Source organism: Protofrankia symbiont of Coriaria ruscifolia (assembly GCF_900634745.1).
Lineage (GTDB): Bacteria > Actinomycetota > Actinomycetes > Frankiales > Frankiaceae > Protofrankia > Protofrankia californiensis.
The window spans coordinates 1-15,340 of sequence record NZ_CAAAFR010000019.1; the positions used below are offsets into that span (position 1 = coordinate 1).

13 protein-coding genes, 1 tRNA gene and 1 pseudogene are annotated in these 15,340 nt (G+C 67.7%); 4 read left to right on the plus strand and 11 right to left on the minus strand.

Annotation, left to right across the window (positions count from 1 at the left end):
- Positions 1–38 precede the first annotated feature (38 nt).
- The 4 genes from CV1CTNOD_RS02045 to CV1CTNOD_RS02060 form a co-directional block, all read right to left on the minus strand.
- Complete coding sequence (locus CV1CTNOD_RS02045; protein WP_131784479.1) at positions 39–1,073, minus strand: undecaprenyl-diphosphate phosphatase; 1,035 nt, start codon at positions 1,071–1,073, stop codon at positions 39–41.
- Between the two features lie 195 nt (positions 1,074–1,268).
- Positions 1,269–1,490 (minus strand): hypothetical protein, encoded by a 222-nt coding sequence (locus CV1CTNOD_RS02050; RefSeq protein ID WP_242606295.1) that lies wholly within the window; start codon positions 1,488–1,490, stop codon positions 1,269–1,271.
- Between the two features lie 267 nt (positions 1,491–1,757).
- A tRNA-Thr gene (locus CV1CTNOD_RS02055) sits at positions 1,758–1,830 on the minus strand.
- 380 nt (positions 1,831–2,210) lie between these two features.
- Entirely contained in the window at positions 2,211–2,972 is a 762-nt protein-coding gene (locus CV1CTNOD_RS02060) for a FadR/GntR family transcriptional regulator (RefSeq protein ID WP_131784481.1), read from the minus strand.
- Between the two features lie 394 nt (positions 2,973–3,366).
- Here CV1CTNOD_RS02060 and CV1CTNOD_RS02065 point away from each other — a divergent pair, with 394 nt between their 5' ends.
- Positions 3,367–3,879, plus strand: a complete 513-nt coding sequence (locus CV1CTNOD_RS02065) for a MarR family winged helix-turn-helix transcriptional regulator (RefSeq protein WP_131784482.1) — start codon at positions 3,367–3,369, stop codon at positions 3,877–3,879.
- A gap of 170 nt (positions 3,880–4,049) precedes the next feature.
- Here CV1CTNOD_RS02065 and rlmB read toward each other — a convergent pair whose 3' ends face one another.
- The 3 genes from rlmB to CV1CTNOD_RS02080 form a co-directional block, all read right to left on the minus strand.
- A complete protein-coding gene (gene rlmB, locus CV1CTNOD_RS02070) occupies positions 4,050–5,270 on the minus strand; it encodes a 23S rRNA (guanosine(2251)-2'-O)-methyltransferase RlmB (RefSeq protein WP_131784483.1) in 1,221 nt (406 codons plus the stop codon).
- Between the two features lie 100 nt (positions 5,271–5,370).
- Positions 5,371–6,831 carry an MFS transporter gene (locus CV1CTNOD_RS02075; RefSeq protein WP_131784484.1) on the minus strand — a complete coding sequence of 487 codons (1,461 nt, stop codon included), beginning with the start codon at positions 6,829–6,831 and terminating at the stop codon, positions 5,371–5,373.
- 15 nt (positions 6,832–6,846) lie between these two features.
- Positions 6,847–8,097 (minus strand): cytochrome P450, encoded by a 1,251-nt coding sequence (locus CV1CTNOD_RS02080; protein WP_131784485.1) that lies wholly within the window; start codon positions 8,095–8,097, stop codon positions 6,847–6,849.
- Positions 8,098–8,673: 576 nt separating this feature from the next.
- On the opposite strand from CV1CTNOD_RS02080, the gene CV1CTNOD_RS02085 reads away from it, so the two are divergent.
- Positions 8,674–10,242 (plus strand): NAD(P)/FAD-dependent oxidoreductase, encoded by a 1,569-nt coding sequence (locus CV1CTNOD_RS02085; RefSeq protein WP_207386127.1) that lies wholly within the window; start codon positions 8,674–8,676, stop codon positions 10,240–10,242.
- Positions 10,243–10,422: 180 nt separating this feature from the next.
- Here CV1CTNOD_RS02085 and CV1CTNOD_RS02090 read toward each other — a convergent pair whose 3' ends face one another.
- The 4 genes and pseudogenes from CV1CTNOD_RS02090 to CV1CTNOD_RS02105 form a co-directional block, all read right to left on the minus strand.
- Positions 10,423–11,673, minus strand: a complete 1,251-nt coding sequence (locus CV1CTNOD_RS02090; RefSeq protein ID WP_131784486.1) for a cytochrome P450 — start codon at positions 11,671–11,673, stop codon at positions 10,423–10,425.
- Between the two features lie 319 nt (positions 11,674–11,992).
- A pseudogene (locus CV1CTNOD_RS02095) lies at positions 11,993–12,412 on the minus strand (D-alanine--D-alanine ligase); the annotation flags it as partial.
- Between the two features lie 118 nt (positions 12,413–12,530).
- Entirely contained in the window at positions 12,531–12,809 is a 279-nt protein-coding gene (locus CV1CTNOD_RS02100; RefSeq protein WP_241255407.1) for a hypothetical protein, read from the minus strand.
- Positions 12,810–12,840: 31 nt separating this feature from the next.
- Complete coding sequence (locus CV1CTNOD_RS02105) at positions 12,841–13,236, minus strand: hypothetical protein (protein WP_131784487.1); 396 nt, start codon at positions 13,234–13,236, stop codon at positions 12,841–12,843.
- Between the two features lie 482 nt (positions 13,237–13,718).
- Here CV1CTNOD_RS02105 and fdxB point away from each other — a divergent pair, with 482 nt between their 5' ends.
- Positions 13,719–14,018, plus strand: coding sequence for a ferredoxin III, nif-specific (gene fdxB / locus CV1CTNOD_RS02115; RefSeq protein WP_131784489.1), 300 nt, complete (start codon positions 13,719–13,721; stop codon positions 14,016–14,018).
- 972 nt (positions 14,019–14,990) lie between these two features.
- Entirely contained in the window at positions 14,991–15,272 is a 282-nt protein-coding gene (locus CV1CTNOD_RS02120) for a hypothetical protein (protein WP_131784490.1), read from the plus strand.
- The last annotated feature ends 68 nt before the right edge of the window (positions 15,273–15,340 follow it).

Consider the following 15,340-nt stretch of genomic DNA (forward strand, 5'->3'; position numbering starts at 1 on the left):
GATCGTCTCACGGGCAGAGCGCCTCGGGGCCCGCGAAATCAGAACGAGAAGGGACCGAACCTCAGTACGGACACGAATCCGACGGCGAGACAGTAGAACGCGAACGGGGCGAGCGTCCGGGTTTCGAACCAGCGGCTGAGGAACCGCACCGACAGATAGGCCGCGACACCCGCGACCGCCGCCCCGAACAGGGTCTGCCCCCGTACCCCGTTGCCGAGCGGGCCGAACAGATCCGGCAGCTTGAGCAGGCCCGCAGCCAAGATCACCGGGGTGGCCAGCAGGAACGCGAACCGAGCCGCGTCCTCGTGGGACAGGCCGCGGACCAGACCGGCCACCATGCTCACGCCCGATCGGCTGATCCCCGGTGCGAGTGCGGCGACCTGGGCGAAGCCGACAACAAGAGCGCCCCTCGCGGGGAGTGCGGCCAGTCTCTGGTCGGCGGCCAGGTCCGCGGCGGCACCGACGGACAGCGGCGCCGGGCCGGCCGATCCCGGGGTGGTGCCTTCAGGAGCGCCCGTGGCGGGCGTCGGAGTCGGTCTCCCGGCGGTGAACCTGCCGGTGATCGGCGCCGTCGTCACCGGAGCGGGCGCGGACCCGGGTCCGCGGGGCGCCGTGTTCCTCCGCCGCAGCCGCTCCCCAGCGAGCAGCACGCCCCCGTTGACGGTCAGGAACAACGCTGCCGACAGCGGTTTGCCGAGCGTGGTGCGGAAAGTGTGCTCCAGCAGGAGACCGCTGACTCCTACCGGAACCGTCGCGATAATCAGGAGCCAGCCGAGTCGCTGGTCGGATGTCCGGACCTGGCGGTCCCGTACCGATACCGCCAGACCCCTGGTGATCCGGACCCAGCCGCGCCAGTAGAACGTGATCAGGGCGATCGCGGTAGCGACGTGTACGGCGACGATGAAGGCCAGGTAGGGCGATTCCGGCGCGGAGACGTCCAGGTCCCGCGCCCAGCTCCCACCGATCCACGCGGGGACGAGCACGCTGTGTCCGAGACTGGACACCGGAAACAGTTCCGTGATCCCTTGTAGGAGACCGATCGCGCCCGCCTCGACGAACCCGAAATGCCCCATCGGCGCTTTCCCTTCTTTCGGCGAGGCATCAGGCCCGCCTGATTCCCGACGGAGCAGTCCGGCCGCGGCTGTCTGCCCGCCGAGCGGCGGGTCGGTTCACGATGCCGAAAGGATCATGTGAAAATGGTGTACGCCAAACGGGCGATCGGGGCCGGCCGCGCTCTGGGTTGGTGTTCTGTGAGTTTTCGTCGGGTCTCAGCTTGAGTTGATCTCTGGGGTGGGTCGGGGCAGGACGAACAGGCCGGGGTCGGGTTCGGTGAGCACGCCGCGGTCGACGAGGCGTTTCAGTTTGGCGCGCATGCTCTCGACGTGGCGGGGGTCGGTGCCGGCGCCCAGCGCCCGGCAGGTGTCCTTGGCGCGCAGCCCGTTCCCGTCATGCTCGAACAGGGCCACCACCTCGCGATAGCCCGGCGGCATCTCGACCGGTGTGGCGTTGTCCTCGGCGGACAGTTCCAGCCCCGTCGCCCGGGTGATCTCGAGGCGTTCCAGTCAGCCCGAGACCCGGCGAAGGCTCACAGAACACCCTCTCAGGTGTGACCAGGACCACAAACTCGCCGCCGGTGCGGCAAGGATGCTCACCGACGACGAACATCGATCCGAGCCCAAAGCGTGGGGTAAGCGTGGGGTTCGACAGCAAAATGATCATTATTGTCACCGAAACCGCCTGTGCCACAAGGATTTCGGAGCCGGCGAGGGGATTCGAACCCCTAACCGCTCGATTACAAGTCGAGTGCGCTGCCAGTTGCGCCACGCCGGCTGGTCCGGGAACCTCCCCAGCGTAGGGCATCGAAGGCGGATCATGCTCCTCGGGGTTGGTGATCGGTGGGACTCCGGTTGCGCCAGCGGTTCGCTCCCCGCCACTGCCGGACGCTTCCAGCGCGGCGGCGCCCGGCCCAGTTCTTCCAGCTCCCCGAGGTGAACGCGGACCCTCCCGCGGGCCGCCCCACCCCGCGATGCCTGATGGCCGGGCCCCGACCCGGACACCTCGCCCTGAGCCCGACCGGGGGAGGCGTGTCCGACGGGAGTCGTCGTGTCGGAACTCGTCCCGAGCCGGCCGGTCAGGTCTCGGCAGCGGTCGAATCTCGGGAGAACGTGCCGACACCTGCTGACATGTGCCGGCCAGCCTCGGTCAGTGGGTCAGGAATAGACCGCGAGCATCGGGCCCGGTTGCAGACTGCTCGTCCCGAACTCCGCGTCGACCGTACCGTGGTTCTGCCAGAATTCGACGGCGCCCTGCACGTCACGATTTTCGATCAGGTCAGTCAGGCGTTCGTACCGGGCGACCGATTGTTGGATGAACCGGCGTCCGTCCGCTTCGGCGATATTCCGCAGAACGGATTCGTATTCCTTCCGGAGCAGGGTCGAGACGAGTTCCGCCATCAGTATCAGGGTCCTGTTGTGGGACGACCGCACGACCAGGATGCGAAAGTCGACGGACGGGCGGGAAAAGTCGAGAATGCTGCGCGACCTGCCGGCGGTCAGCAGGCAGTCACGCATTTCCTGGAGGTCTGATCCGCTCCGGCGTGCTGCTGCCAGCGCCACCGCGCCCGGTTCCACCACCGCCCGCGCCTCAACCAGGTCCCGGACAGAAGTTCCCTGCATCTGCAGTCGCAGACCGGTCTGCCGCGCGAGAACCCGGGTGTCCGGCTCCTGAACGAGTGGTCCCAGGTGGGAGCCGCGACGAAGAACGATCAAGGATTCGGACTCGAGGATGCGCAAGGCCTCGCGCATTGTCGGCCTCGCGACACCGTATATGTCCATCAGCTCGCTCTCCGGCGGGAGATGCTCGCCGGGCCTGACCTCACCGCGCGCCATCCTGCCCCGGAGGTCGTCGGCGACCATCTCGGAGAACTTGCTGAACCTCGGCCCACGTTCCGGCCCGAACATATTGACACCCATGTCGTCCGCCTCCTCGCTGAAGCGTGAGAAGCCATGCTAACGGCGGAAGAGCGCCATGATCTGGTGCGGTCGGATTCTTGTGAGGCCACACACGTCCTGTGAATCGACCCACACCTGTGCTCGCTGGCCATTACTTTGGGTTTCCGCTAGGTCGGTGGGTTGACCGGCCGTCACGTCGGCATGACTACCCGGCACATCGCCGCATCCACGCTTCCACCACGGGAACTGGTATATACGACACTGCCGGTTGGGAATGGGTAGGGAGTATTAGAGTGGAGACGTCGCCCTTTTCGCGCCGTTCGCCGGAGGGGGCGAAGGATATCTGGACTCGGACGTCGGCGTATCCGCCCGGTGGTATGTGGGACCGGTGGTATGTGAGAGGAGAGACCACGAAATGGAGTGGGGCGAACTACCGCTCGCTGCCGCCGTATCCCGCCTCGGGCATTCGATCAAGCGGGCTGAACAGGCGCTCATCCGCGAGAAGACCCGGGCGCTGCGCGACGTCGGTCTGTCCGTCCCCCAGTACACAGTACTGTTCACGCTTGCCGAGTCACCCGGGCTTTCCGGTGCCCAGCTCGCCCGCCGATGTATGGTCACGCCCCAGTCGATGGCAAGCCTGCTGCTCACGCTCGAGGCGAAGGGGCTGATCGTGCGTGAGCAGTCGGACGTCCATGCCAAGGTCTTCCAGTGCCGACTGACCCAGTCCGGCTGGGTGCTGTTGCACCGGGCGGACGCCGTCGCGCTCGCGGTCGAGCAGCGCCTTGCCGCCGTCTTCACCCCCGCCGAGTCGGAGGAGTTTCGTTCCCTGCTCGAGCGGACCGTCGCCATTCTTGACGATGAGACCGGACGCTCCGCGCCATCCGCGTCACCGGCGGCGCTGCACTGGCCGCAGGCGGCAGGCCAGTAGAAACCCGGCCAGTAGAAACCGAGGGCAACCAGAAACCGAGGGCAACCAGCAGGATTGGTGGAAAAACCAGCAGGATCGGCCGAGGGCGGACTGAGTGAGCGTTCTCGGCCGTGAGACCCCGGCGGACCTCCCCTCGGGAGAGGCCGGTCAACCGGCTCTCGGGTGAGGCCCTACCCTCGGCTGGCGCTCCCCGCTCCATCCACCCGCCGGCGGCGGGCGATCTCCGCCAGCACCACACCCGTGGCGACCCCGGCGTTGAGCGACTCGACCTCCCCGAGCATCGGGATCCGCACGGTCAGATCGCAGTGTTCCCCGACCAGCCTCGACAGGCCGCGTCCTTCCGAGCCGACAACCAGCGCGAGTGGGTCGGAAGTCATCTCCAGGTCGTCCAGGCTGATCTCGCCGTCCGCGGCGAGCCCCACCACGAACAGACCGGCCTGCGCCCAGCTCGTCAGCGCGCGCACAAGGTTCGTCGCCCGCGCTACCGGCAACCGGGCCGCGGCGCCGGCCGACGTCTTCCAGGCCGCGGCGGTGACGCCGGCTGCCCGCCGCTCGGGCACCATGACCCCATGCGCGCCGAACGCCGCCGCCGACCGGATGACCGCACCGAGGTTGCGCGGGTCGGTCACGCCGTCCAGGGCCACCAACAGTCCTGGTGGCGCTCCCTGCGCGCGGGCGAGCAGGTCGTCGGGATGGGCGTACTGAAAGGGCGGTATCGACAGCGCCAGCCCCTGATGCGGCGCGGAACCGCATATCCGGTCCAGTTCGGTCCGTGCGACGTCCGCGACGGCCACCCCGCCGCGCGGGGCAAGGCGACGGGCCTCGTCAAGACGTTCGTCGTACTCGGTTCCAGCAGCTATGTAGAGGACGGACGCCGGGACGCCCGCCCGCAGCGCCTCGACCACCGCGTTGCGGCCGACCACCAGCTCGTCGAGTTCGCCCCGCTCGTCCCGTTCCGCACGGCCGGAGCGCCCCGCGCGGGCCGGACCAGCCCAGGCAGGCCCGCCCGTGCGGCTCCGCTGCGGCGCGCGGGGGCCGCGAGCCCCGATATCACCGGTGGCCCGGTCGTCACGGGTCCTGGCGCCGCGAGCCCGGTCGTCACGGCCTCGGTCGTCACGAGTCCGGTCGTCACGCTGCCCGTTCTTGTCGGCGGCGCGAGGTCCGCTGGGACGCCGTGCCTCGCCAGCGGTGGCCGCAGCTGCCCGACGCTGGGCCGGGTGGCCGGGACGCATCTCGGCTGGTGGGGTCGCTCCACGTCCCTGCAGGCTCTTTCGCCGCTGCCCCCCGCTACCGGCCGACGCGCCTTTACGGTGTGACCCGGCCTTGGCCGCGCGGCCGCCCTGACCACCGCGGGCCACGCCATTGCCGCCGCGCCTGGACTGGCCGGCCATCAAAGGACTCCACCAGCACGGGGCCCGCAGGTATCGGAGAACATCGTCATACGGTATACGGACGCCTGCTCGCGCCGGACGCGGGATCGCCCGACCCGCGTCAGGCCGCGCTCATCACCGGAGGTCGTCCAGGGTCTGCCGGCTCCAGGCGGTGCCCGCTTTTCAGGCCGAGGCCGACGAGCAGGCCGGCAACGGTGTATCCCGCGGCTGCGATCGCGAACGCGATGGTGTAGGAGGATTCGCGGGTCATGCCCATGGGCAGGAGCCGGCTGGTCAGCAGGGTGACGGTCATGGCGCTGGCGAGCGCGCTGCCCACCGTGCGCGCGATGGAATTGATGCTGTTGGCGATCGCGGTTTCACCTGGCGGTACCGCCAGAACGAGCAGAGGGGGTATGGCGGCGTACCCAAAGGTGATCGACAAGTTGACGATCACTCCACCGAGGATGACCTCCCAGGTTGCGTCATGCAGCAAGGCAAGGAGAGCGAACCCGGTGACGCCGAGGACGGTGGCGGCCAGGAGCGTCGCCTGGCCGCCGTGGCGTCGTACCACCCTGCCGCCGAAAGGTACGACGAGCACGCCGGCCACCACTCCGGGAAGCAGATAGACGTTGCTGGCCGCGAGGACACTGGCGCTGAAGCCGTAGCCGGCCTCGGCGCGGGGCGTCTCGACGAGGTGGGAGATGCCGAGGAAGCCGGTGAACATCCCCACTCCGAGGAACAGTCCGGCGAGGTTTGTGATGAGGACGGGTCGGTGGGCGAGCAGCCTCGGAGCGACCAGCGGCGTGCCGACCCGGTTCTCGACGCCGAGCCATACCGCGAACAGCACTGCGCAGGCGGTGAAGCAGCAGAGGGTGGCTGCGGAGGTCCATCCCCAGTCGTTGCCCTCTGACAGCGGCAGGAGCAGCAGGACGAGCGCCGCACCGAGTAGCCCGGCACCGAACCAGTCCACCGTTCCCGAAGCATGACCGTCCCGGTGCGGGACCGCGGCCGCGGTCAGGAGGAGAGCGAGGAAACCGGCCACGGTGGCAAGCCAGAAGATCTGATGATAGTCGCCGTGGTTACGGGTAAGCATTCCGGCCAGGCCGACGCCGAGCCCGCTGCCGAGCCCGAGCATCCCGCTGACCACGGCCATCGCGAAGGTCAGCCGGTCGGTGCGGATTTCATCCCGCAGCACGCCCATGGTCAGCGGGAAGATGCCGTACGAGGCTCCCTGCAGCACCCGGCCGAGGATGAGCAGCGGCACGGATGCGGTGGCCGCGGCCAGTAGTGAGCCCGCCACGACCACCGCCAGGACTCCCAGCAGTACGCGACGCTTTCCACGGAGGTCTCCGAGCCTGCCGAGGAGCGGGGTGAGTACCGCGGCGGCGAGCAGGTTCGCCGTGACCGCCCAGCCCACGGTCGCCGCGGTCGTATGAAGCTGTCCCGCGATTTCGGTCAGCGCGGGCACGACCAGGGTCTGTATCAGGGACAGGACGATGACGTCGAGGCAGAGCGTGGATACCAGGAGCCGCGCCGTCGCGTCACCGGCGCGGACTCCGGGCGAACTTCCGGTAATGATCACTTGAACGGTGGTTGCCTACGCCTGGAAGCGCACGGGAAGGTTCGCCAGACCGCGGATGAGGATGTTCGGCTTGTACGTCGGCTCGGCTGTGAGGAGCTCGGCGGTCCCGACGCGGCTGACCCAGGTGTCGAGGAAGATCTCCATCTCCAGCAGGGCGAGCGGTGCGCCCAGGCAGTAGTGGTGACCGAGGCTGAAGGACAGATGACGGGAGACCGATTGCTCCCCGGAGAAGCGGGTGACGTCGAGTCGGTCCGGCTCGTCGTAGGCGTCCGGGTCACGGTTCGCGCAGGCGATCAGCGCGACCACGCCTTCCCCGGGGGCGAAGGTCCGGCCGCCGACCACCAGTTCCCGCTTGGCGGCGCGGGTGTTCATGTGGATGGGCGAGTCGTAGCGGAGCAGCTCGTCGACGGCCCTGGGGATCAGCTCCGGCCGCCTGCGCAGCAGGTCGAGCTGGTCGAGGTTGTGTAGCAGGGCGAGGGCGCCGTTGCCGACCAGGTTCACGGTCGTCTCGTGGCCGGCGATGATGAGGGTGATGCAGGTGCCCAGCAGTTCGTCGGCGGTGAGCCGGTCGCCCTGGTCCTCCACCGCGGCCAGGGAGCTGATCAGGTCGTCTCCCGGGTGTTGCCGCCGTTCGTCGACGAGCTGGCGGAAGTACCCGGCGAACTCCGGCAGTGCTTCGTTACGAGCGGTGAGGGCCTCGGGGGTCATGTAGACGTCCGGGTCGAACGCGCGGGAAAGCGCCTGCGACCACTTCTGCACCAGCGTGTGGTCCTCGGCGGGCACGCCCAGGATCTCGCAGATCATGGTGAGCGGTAGTGGGTAGGCGATCGTCTCGATGAAATCGAACTCGCCGGCGTCGAGCGCGGCGTCGATCAGCTCGTTGACGAGTTCCTCGATACGCGGCCGGAGGCCGGCCACCCGGCGTGCCGTGAAGCCCTTGGTGACCAGACCACGTAGCCGGGTATGGTCGGGCGGCTCCATCCACAGGAAGGTGTCCGGGAAGGCCGACGCCGGGATGGTGGGGTGCAGCTGCTCCGCCTCCTTGTCGTGCCCCCAGTCCCCGCTCTGCAGGATCTTGACGCAGTCCTCGTAGCGGGTTGCCAGGTGCAGCCCGAAGGCCGACATGTGCAGCGGGCCGGCGTCGCGCAGATCGTCGTACCGGGAGTACGGGTCGGCCCGGTTCGCCGGGTCGAACAGTTCGTTCAGCAGGGGCGGCGGCGCGGCAGGGTTGTTCGGCGTTTTCACCGGGGTCGTCGCCACGTCCATATCGGCTCCCTCTCACGATTCTTCGGTGCCGTCGTCACCGGTTGTCTCAGGCCTCGACCGCACCGGCTGATGTATCTGGCGCCGGCACCGGTGATGAAATCGCCGAACGCACCGGATCGTCCAGTGAAACGGTATTTCAGCACGCCCGGCTGGCGGCTCGGTGAACGGTCTATTTACATGCCGGTACGGGAATCTGACGGGCTTGGTGGCGGCCCGGACCGCGCTGGCGCCGGCCATTATGACATCGAATGAACCAATCGGATCAGCTGATAATGGAAGGGTTGCGCAAAGGGCAAGGTAAAGAGTATGGGCAAGCTCATGACCTGCGGTTACGGTGCTTCCCGGCGCGGGGGAACGAAGGCTCCCGATGCATTTTGTCAATCTTCTTGTCAATCTTCGCGGGTCCGGTTGACGTCGGAGCGGTGACGGACTCAAAATATCGATGGCAACGCGGCCGGAATCGCCGGATCAGTGGTTGGCGGCGGGACGACACGGCAGGCGGACGAGGCGTCGGGAAAGCTCCCGGAGCGGTCGAACCACGCCGGTTGGGAATACACGACGGCCACGGGAGGCGTGATGGAGTACGGCGGAGTGCCCCCGATATCGGACCAGGAATCGCGGCCCGGTCCGCGGGATCCGCTGTACAGCCGACCGTCGCCGGTCCGGCGGGCCGCGGACGGGCATGGTCACGCGGTCGTCCTCGGCGCCGGGATCGCCGGGCTGTTGGCCGCCCGGGTGCTGTCGGAGACCTTCGGCCGGGTCACGGTGCTGGAACGGGACGTGCTTCTCGACGGGGACTCGCGCCGTGGAGCACCCCAGGGAAGGCATCTGCACGGGCTGCTCGACCGCGGACGCCAGATCATAGAGGAGCTGTTTCCCGGGCTGACCACGGAACTGACGGAGCGGGGTGCGTCCACGATCGAGACCCTGGTGGGTTCCCGCTGGTACCTGCGGGGGCTGCGGGTCCGTTCGACCCCAACCGGGCTGATCTCGATACTTGCCAGCAGGGGGTTGCTGGAGGACGTCCTGCGGACGAGACTGCGGAAGATTCCCGGCGTGGAGTTCGTCGAGCGGACGTCCGCGGCCGGGCTTGTCGCGGCACCCGACGCTCCTGACCGGATCATCGGCGTGCGTGTCGCCCGGTCATCTCGCGCCGTGGGCGACGAGGGCCCGCGGCCGACCGACCCGGGAGCTGACGAGGTGGATCTCACCCGCGCGGATCCCGTGCGTACCCAGCTCATCTACGCGGACCTCGTCGTGGATGCGACCGGCCGCGCCTCCCGCGGCCCGGACTGGCTGGCCGCCCTTGACCTGCCCCGGCCGCCCGAGCAGCGGATCGACGTGGATCTCGGTTATGCGTCGCGTTTCTACCGTTACCGTCCCGGACATCTCGACGATTACCGTTCGATCATAATCTCCACCATGCCCGGATTCCGTGGCGGCGGCGCCGTCGCGTTGGAGGGTGACCGCTGGCACATCACGCTCGCCGGAATGCTCGGTGACCATCCGCCGACGGATCCCGCGGGTTTCGAGGCGTTCGCCCGGACCCTGCCCGTACCCGACATCTACGACATCGTCACCTCGACCGAGGCGCTGAGCGACCCGGTACCCCACCGTTTCTCCGGTTCGCTGCGTCGGCACTACGAGCGCCTGAAGAATCCACCCGAAGGATTCCTCACCATCGGTGACGCGGTGTGCAGCTTCAATCCGCTCTATGCTCAGGGAATGACCGTGGCGGCCCAGCAGGTGCGGGCGCTGCAGGACTGCCTGCGGGCCGGCGGGCCGAATCTGCCGGCTCGTTTCTACCAGCAGGCCGCACATCTCGTGGACGTCGCGTGGGACATGGCAAACGGTGCCGACCTGCGTTATCCCGGCGTCCGGGGGCGACGCAGCCTGCGTAACCGGTTGGTGGGCCCGTATGCGGAGCGGGTACAGGTCGCGGCACACCAGGACGCCACGGTGGCGCGCGCCCTGATGAGCATGCTGAACCTCGTGGACGCCCCCACAGTGCTGCTGCGCCCGGCAGTGGCAGCCGGAGTCGTCCGGTTCGGTTGGGCGCACCCGACCACGCCGAGGAAGGTGTCCACCTCCGCAGTTCAGGAGGCTGGGGTTCAGGAGGCTGAGACAGGCACTCCCGGGGGCTGACGGCGCGCGTCTCCGGGACGCTGTGTGTCTGCGGGCGCTGACGGTGCGTGTCTCCCCTCCGTCAGCGCTTTTTCACGTGGTCATCCGTTCGCCGCGGTTGCCCATCGCGGTCGTCCGTCCCGGTCATCCATTCGCCGTGATCGTCCATAATGGTCGGGACGGGTCAGGACACGGGACGGGTCAGGACGACAGCCGGACGGGCAGGGCCGCGAGGCTGCGTATGGTCAGGTGCGGCCGGTAGGGCGGTGGGTCCATGGCCAGGGCGAGGTCCGGAGCACGGCGGATGAGCGCCCGCATGGCGATCTCCGCCTCCAGCCGGGCGAGGGGCGCGCCGAGGCAGTAGTGGATGCCCAGACCGAAACCGAGGTGACGGGGAGCGGGAGTGGTTCCGGCGTAGCGGGTGACGTCGAAGCGGTCCGGGTCCGCGAAGACGCTCGGGTCCCGCTGGGCGGACGCGAACAGGACGATGATTACTTCACCCTGAGCGAACGCATGTCCGGCGATCTCGGTGTCCCGCAGAGCCACACGGCCGACGAGCTGGATGGGTGAGTCGTAGCGCAACGTCTCGTCGATGACGGAGGGCATGAGGCCGGGATCGGCGCGCAGGAGAGCAAGCTGGTCGGGATTGCGCAGCAGCGCCAGGACGGCGTTGCCGATCAGGTTGACCGTCGTTTCGTACCCGGCGACCAGCAGCAGGGCACAGAGCTCCAGCAGTTCGGTCTCGCTCAGCACGTCACCGTGGTCCTGCACCGCCACCAGACGGCTGAGCAGGTCCTCTGTCGGCCGGGCTCGGCGCTGTGCGATCAGCTCCCTGAAGTAGGCGTCGAAGTCGCGGGAGGAGGTGACGCGCCGAGCCAGCTCGTCGGGTGTGAGCAGGTAGTCCGGGTCGAGCCCGCGGGTTAGGTCGTTGGCCCAGCCCCGGAACGTCTTCTCGTCCTGTGCGGGCACGCCCAGCAGTTCGCAGATGATACGCAGCGGGAGCGGGCGGGCGAAGGCGTCGATCAGGTCGACGTCGCCCGCCTCAAGCGCGGTGTCGATCAGCGAATTGACCCAGGATGTGATCCGTGGCTCCAGAGCGGCGATCACCCGGGGGGTGAAAGCCTTGCTGACCAGCCCGCGCAGCCGGGTGTGGCCGGGCGGGTTCATCCGCAGGAATGACCTGAGCCCACCATCCAGCGCATCGGCGGGGCGCCATGCGTTGCTCCCCACCTCGCCGCGTCCCCACGCTGTTTCCGACAGGGCGGTCACGCAGCCGTCGTAGCGCGTCACCAGAGTGGCCTGGAGATCCCCCAGCGGGATGCGGTACAACGGATCCGCCTCACGCAGGGCACGGTAGCTCGGGTAGGGGTCGGCGCGGCGTGCGGGGTCGAAGGCACCGAACGCCAGGGGGGCGGCAGCGCCGGGGGCATCCGATGTCGAGGCAGAGCTCATGGCCGGGCCCTCTCCTTCTCGTGGTCATACCCAGACACAGGACACGACAGCGTCGGCCGTCGGCCATCCGTACCGCTCCCTCGCGATTCACCTGCATCGCCGGGCAGGTGGTGACGCGATACCGCGGCCAACAGCCGAGTAAAAGACTTGCCGGGCAGCATTACTCCCCGATGAATCGATACTGAATTGGCGACGGCGGGAACCGCACGAATCGTCGAACCATCGATTGGTCACCGAAATGATGCGATAAGATTCGCGCCGGTGGCCACGAGCGGGGTTTGACGATATTGGTTTGATGATATCGGTGGACCCGGATATGTCAGCCGGGATGACGCCGGGCGCCTCGGGCGGCCCGGGCGGCCCGGGCAGCGAGGTCACGGCAGACGGCCGCGAAGTCCAGCCCAGCTGCTTCCAGGCCGATGGGGAAAGTGCTGGTGGGTGTCATGCCGGGAACGACGTTGGTTTCCAGGACGTATACCTCACCGCCGGCGGTCACGATCATGTCGGTGCGGGAGAGGTCCCGCAGGCCGAGCGTGCGGTGGGCGGTCACCGCCGCCTCCGCGGCACGGCGGGCAACGGAGGCGTCGAGCCGGGCAGGGCAGAAGAAGCCGGTTGCCCCTACGGTGTACCGGGCGGCGTAGTCGTACACCCCGGACTCGGGCACGATCTCCACCGCGGGAAGGGCGACGGGGCCGTCCCCACGGTCGATCACCCCGACCGCGATCTCGGTGCCGTCGACCCCCATGCCCACCCCCCATCACGTCCGACGCGGTCCGGCTACGGCTACGGCGTCCACGGCACGAAGCGGCAGTAACCGGGACGTTCCGTCCGCGGGGCGAATCGCATGCGGCCGGGCGTCACTTCCGGCCGGGGCCTGCCTGGTCGCTCATCCAGGTCAGATCGGGCACCCGGACGTGGAGCCGGTCCGCTATCTCCTCGACGGCGAGACCCAGGCCGATCGCCTCACGGATCGCCAGGCCGCGGACGACACGCAGACGCACCCGCTGAGGATGATCTTCCCAGAGCAGATCGTGAGCGACCGCTGCGCGCTCGACCGGGTCGGAGATCGCGAGAATTTCGTCGAAGAGCAGCACAACGGACATGGTCCTGCGACTGTGACCATCCAGCAAGGGCACGCCGTGTCCAGGTGTTCACGATTGCGGCCGGCTATGCGGCCGGATCCTGGAGGTCCCAGATCGGACCTGTTCCGTGGAACATCCACAGGTGAGCCCCGTGACGCTTCTGGGCCGCCGCGGGCTGTTCGCGAGGAGTACGGGTCTGCGGAACGGGCTGTTCCCAGGGAGCCTGGATCTGCGGAGCGGGCCATCCGCAGGAACATCGCGGGCAGTCGCCCAGCGGCTGGGTATGGGCTTCGCCGCACAGCAGGATGGCCGCCTCACCCTCCGGGGTATCCACGATCTCGCTTGTCGGGCTGTAGACCAGACATCGCGGATTCAGCCAGGAGGCGTTGAATGTCAACGACTGCCCTGGGTGAACCGGATAGGTGCCACCGCGGAAGGGGCCGTCACCGAGTACACCGAGTATCACATCCGACACCATCATGACTACTGACGGTAGGGCGCTGAATGCCCTCTCGCTGTTCTCGGTAAAGGATTACACACTTTTTGTGTTAGCCGTTTTGCCGCGGCGGGTGGCACGGTGACCCAAAAAGGATAATTTTCCCTCGGTGGCCCAGCTTTCCGGACTGCCGAGAGTCTCTGCCGTAGGGGGGTCAAGTAGCCGTCCGCCCATGCGGCCGAGGTCGAGATACCGTTTGGTGGAGTACCTCTGTACTTGTACGGTGTCCATCCGCGTGGCCCACGCCAAGATGGACCTGTAGGCGTCGTAGGTGCCCTGGGCGACTTCCGTGATTGCTGTCGGCGGTTCCTCGGACAGGTCGTGTATATGGCGCATCGGACGCCGTTCCCCAGTGGGCCGAAGGCAGCACGATCATGCTTTTTCCGTGCTGCCGGAGGTCTGGGTCCCCGGACCGCTATGGGGTGTAAAGCGCTCCACCCGACCACCGCAGACCGAGGAGATTTCGAATGAGCCATGTGAAGTTCGCCACTCGCGACGGTACGCCCTGGGTACCCCAGTACATCGTGGCGCTGGACGGGGAGAAGTGTATCGGCTGTGGCCGTTGTTACAAGGTCTGCGCCCAGGGCGTCCTCAGGCTGATGGGTGTGAACGACGAGGGTGAACTGATCGATCCCTTCGACGACGACGAAGAGGTCGAACGCAAGATTATGACTATCGAGGCCGCCGGCAAGTGCATCGGCTGCAACGCCTGCATCCGAGTATGCGGTCCGCGCTGCCAGACCTACGCGCCGGCGGAGGCGGCCTGACCAGCCGGCATTTCCAGTTCGCACGGTCGTGTCCCGGCTGGCTCCCACGGCGGCGCCGGACTGCCTGCCGGCCGGAACACGAAGATCATAATCTGGCCAGGTCTGGATGGCGACCCGGATGCCTGGGCCTCCCGGATCAGCTTCCGGACCCCGAGCGCGAAAGAAGCATGATCGCGCCGCCGTTGGCCCTCGAGGGCGCTGATCAGGTGGTCGCACATCCTGTTTCGATCAAGAAATTGAGTGTGGAAACGGCTGCTATCACGACCGTCTACTCCCTCACTGCCATGATTCGACGGTATTGGATCATGAATCCTTGATCGATTTTGGCATGGATCCGCGCTACTTGGCCGATGCTCTGGACGGTCCGCACGTCGCCTCCGCTGCTTCGTACGTGTATCCGCTGGGGGACCGGCTGTCTCCCGCAATCTCGGTGTGAGTCCGCCACCGGGGAATCAGCGCGCCAGGGGAATCGGTGTCGGCCTGTCAGCCCGGCAGCGGGCAGCGGGTGGCGAGCGGCGAAACCCAGGACCGGCCTGCTGGTACCAGACCGGCGCCGGCCCACTCTCCAGCCAGTACAACACCCAGCCGGCACAATACCCAACCAGTACAACACCGACGGCATCGTCGCCCTCGGTAGGCGCCGGAAAGTCGATCAGTAGTGGTGTCCAGCTCCTGACCTGGATCTCCTGGTCGGTGAACCAGTTGTCCGACGGTGCTGTCTGCAACACTTTGCGCTCGGCTGTTCCTCCGAGGCCGGCCAAAAGCCACGAAATCGTGTTTTTCATGCTGCTTTTGGCCCACCGGAGGCAGGCTTGAGGGAGGGGACAGGACGAAACACGGCGGATACACCGATAGTCTGCGGCACTGCGGCACTGCGACGGTGAGCGCAGGAGAGCAGCGCCTGCCGATACATGAGCGGAAGAATCATGGTCGCGAAGGACGAGAGCTCGGACATGTGTGAGGAGCGAGCCAGTGGCTGGCCGGGACGTCGACTATGATCGCCCGATTCTGCTGGGCTGCGGGCGATGCGACGTGCAGTGGACGGCGTTGACCGCTGCCCACTGTCCGAGCTGCCACGAGACCTTCGCGGGGGTGGGCGCCGGGTTCGACGCCCACCGCGTTGACGGCCGGTGCATCCCGCCCGAGCAGGCGGGCCTACGCCTTGACGGCGGATACTGGGTGGGCAACGGTGAACGAGCCCCAGGAAAGATCTTGAAGGCGCCGCACCATCCCGGGATCCGCCAGGTCGGCTAGCGGGCCAAAGGCAACGCGATCATGTTTTTCTCGCGCTGCCGGGAGGCCCAAGTGCCCGGACCGCCGAG

What these genes read in the sequence shown, in the direction of transcription:
- CV1CTNOD_RS02045 (WP_131784479.1), bottom strand. Translation starts at nt 1,073, where the DNA reads ATGGGGCATTTCGGGTTCGTCGAGGCGGGCGCGATCGGTCTCCTACAA.
- CV1CTNOD_RS02050 (WP_242606295.1), bottom strand. Translation starts at nt 1,490, where the DNA reads ATGCCGCCGGGCTATCGCGAGGTGGTGGCCCTGTTCGAGCATGACGGG.
- CV1CTNOD_RS02060 (WP_131784481.1), bottom strand. Translation starts at nt 2,972, where the DNA reads ATGGGTGTCAATATGTTCGGGCCGGAACGTGGGCCGAGGTTCAGCAAG.
- CV1CTNOD_RS02065 (WP_131784482.1), top strand. Translation starts at nt 3,367, where the DNA reads ATGGAGTGGGGCGAACTACCGCTCGCTGCCGCCGTATCCCGCCTCGGG.
- rlmB (WP_131784483.1), bottom strand. Translation starts at nt 5,270, where the DNA reads ATGGCCGGCCAGTCCAGGCGCGGCGGCAATGGCGTGGCCCGCGGTGGT.
- CV1CTNOD_RS02080 (WP_131784485.1), bottom strand. Translation starts at nt 8,097, where the DNA reads ATGGACGTGGCGACGACCCCGGTGAAAACGCCGAACAACCCTGCCGCG.
- CV1CTNOD_RS02085 (WP_207386127.1), top strand. Translation starts at nt 8,674, where the DNA reads ATGGAGTACGGCGGAGTGCCCCCGATATCGGACCAGGAATCGCGGCCC.
- CV1CTNOD_RS02090 (WP_131784486.1), bottom strand. Translation starts at nt 11,673, where the DNA reads ATGAGCTCTGCCTCGACATCGGATGCCCCCGGCGCTGCCGCCCCCCTG.
- CV1CTNOD_RS02105 (WP_131784487.1), bottom strand. Translation starts at nt 13,236, where the DNA reads ATGATGGTGTCGGATGTGATACTCGGTGTACTCGGTGACGGCCCCTTC.
- fdxB (WP_131784489.1), top strand. Translation starts at nt 13,719, where the DNA reads ATGAGCCATGTGAAGTTCGCCACTCGCGACGGTACGCCCTGGGTACCC.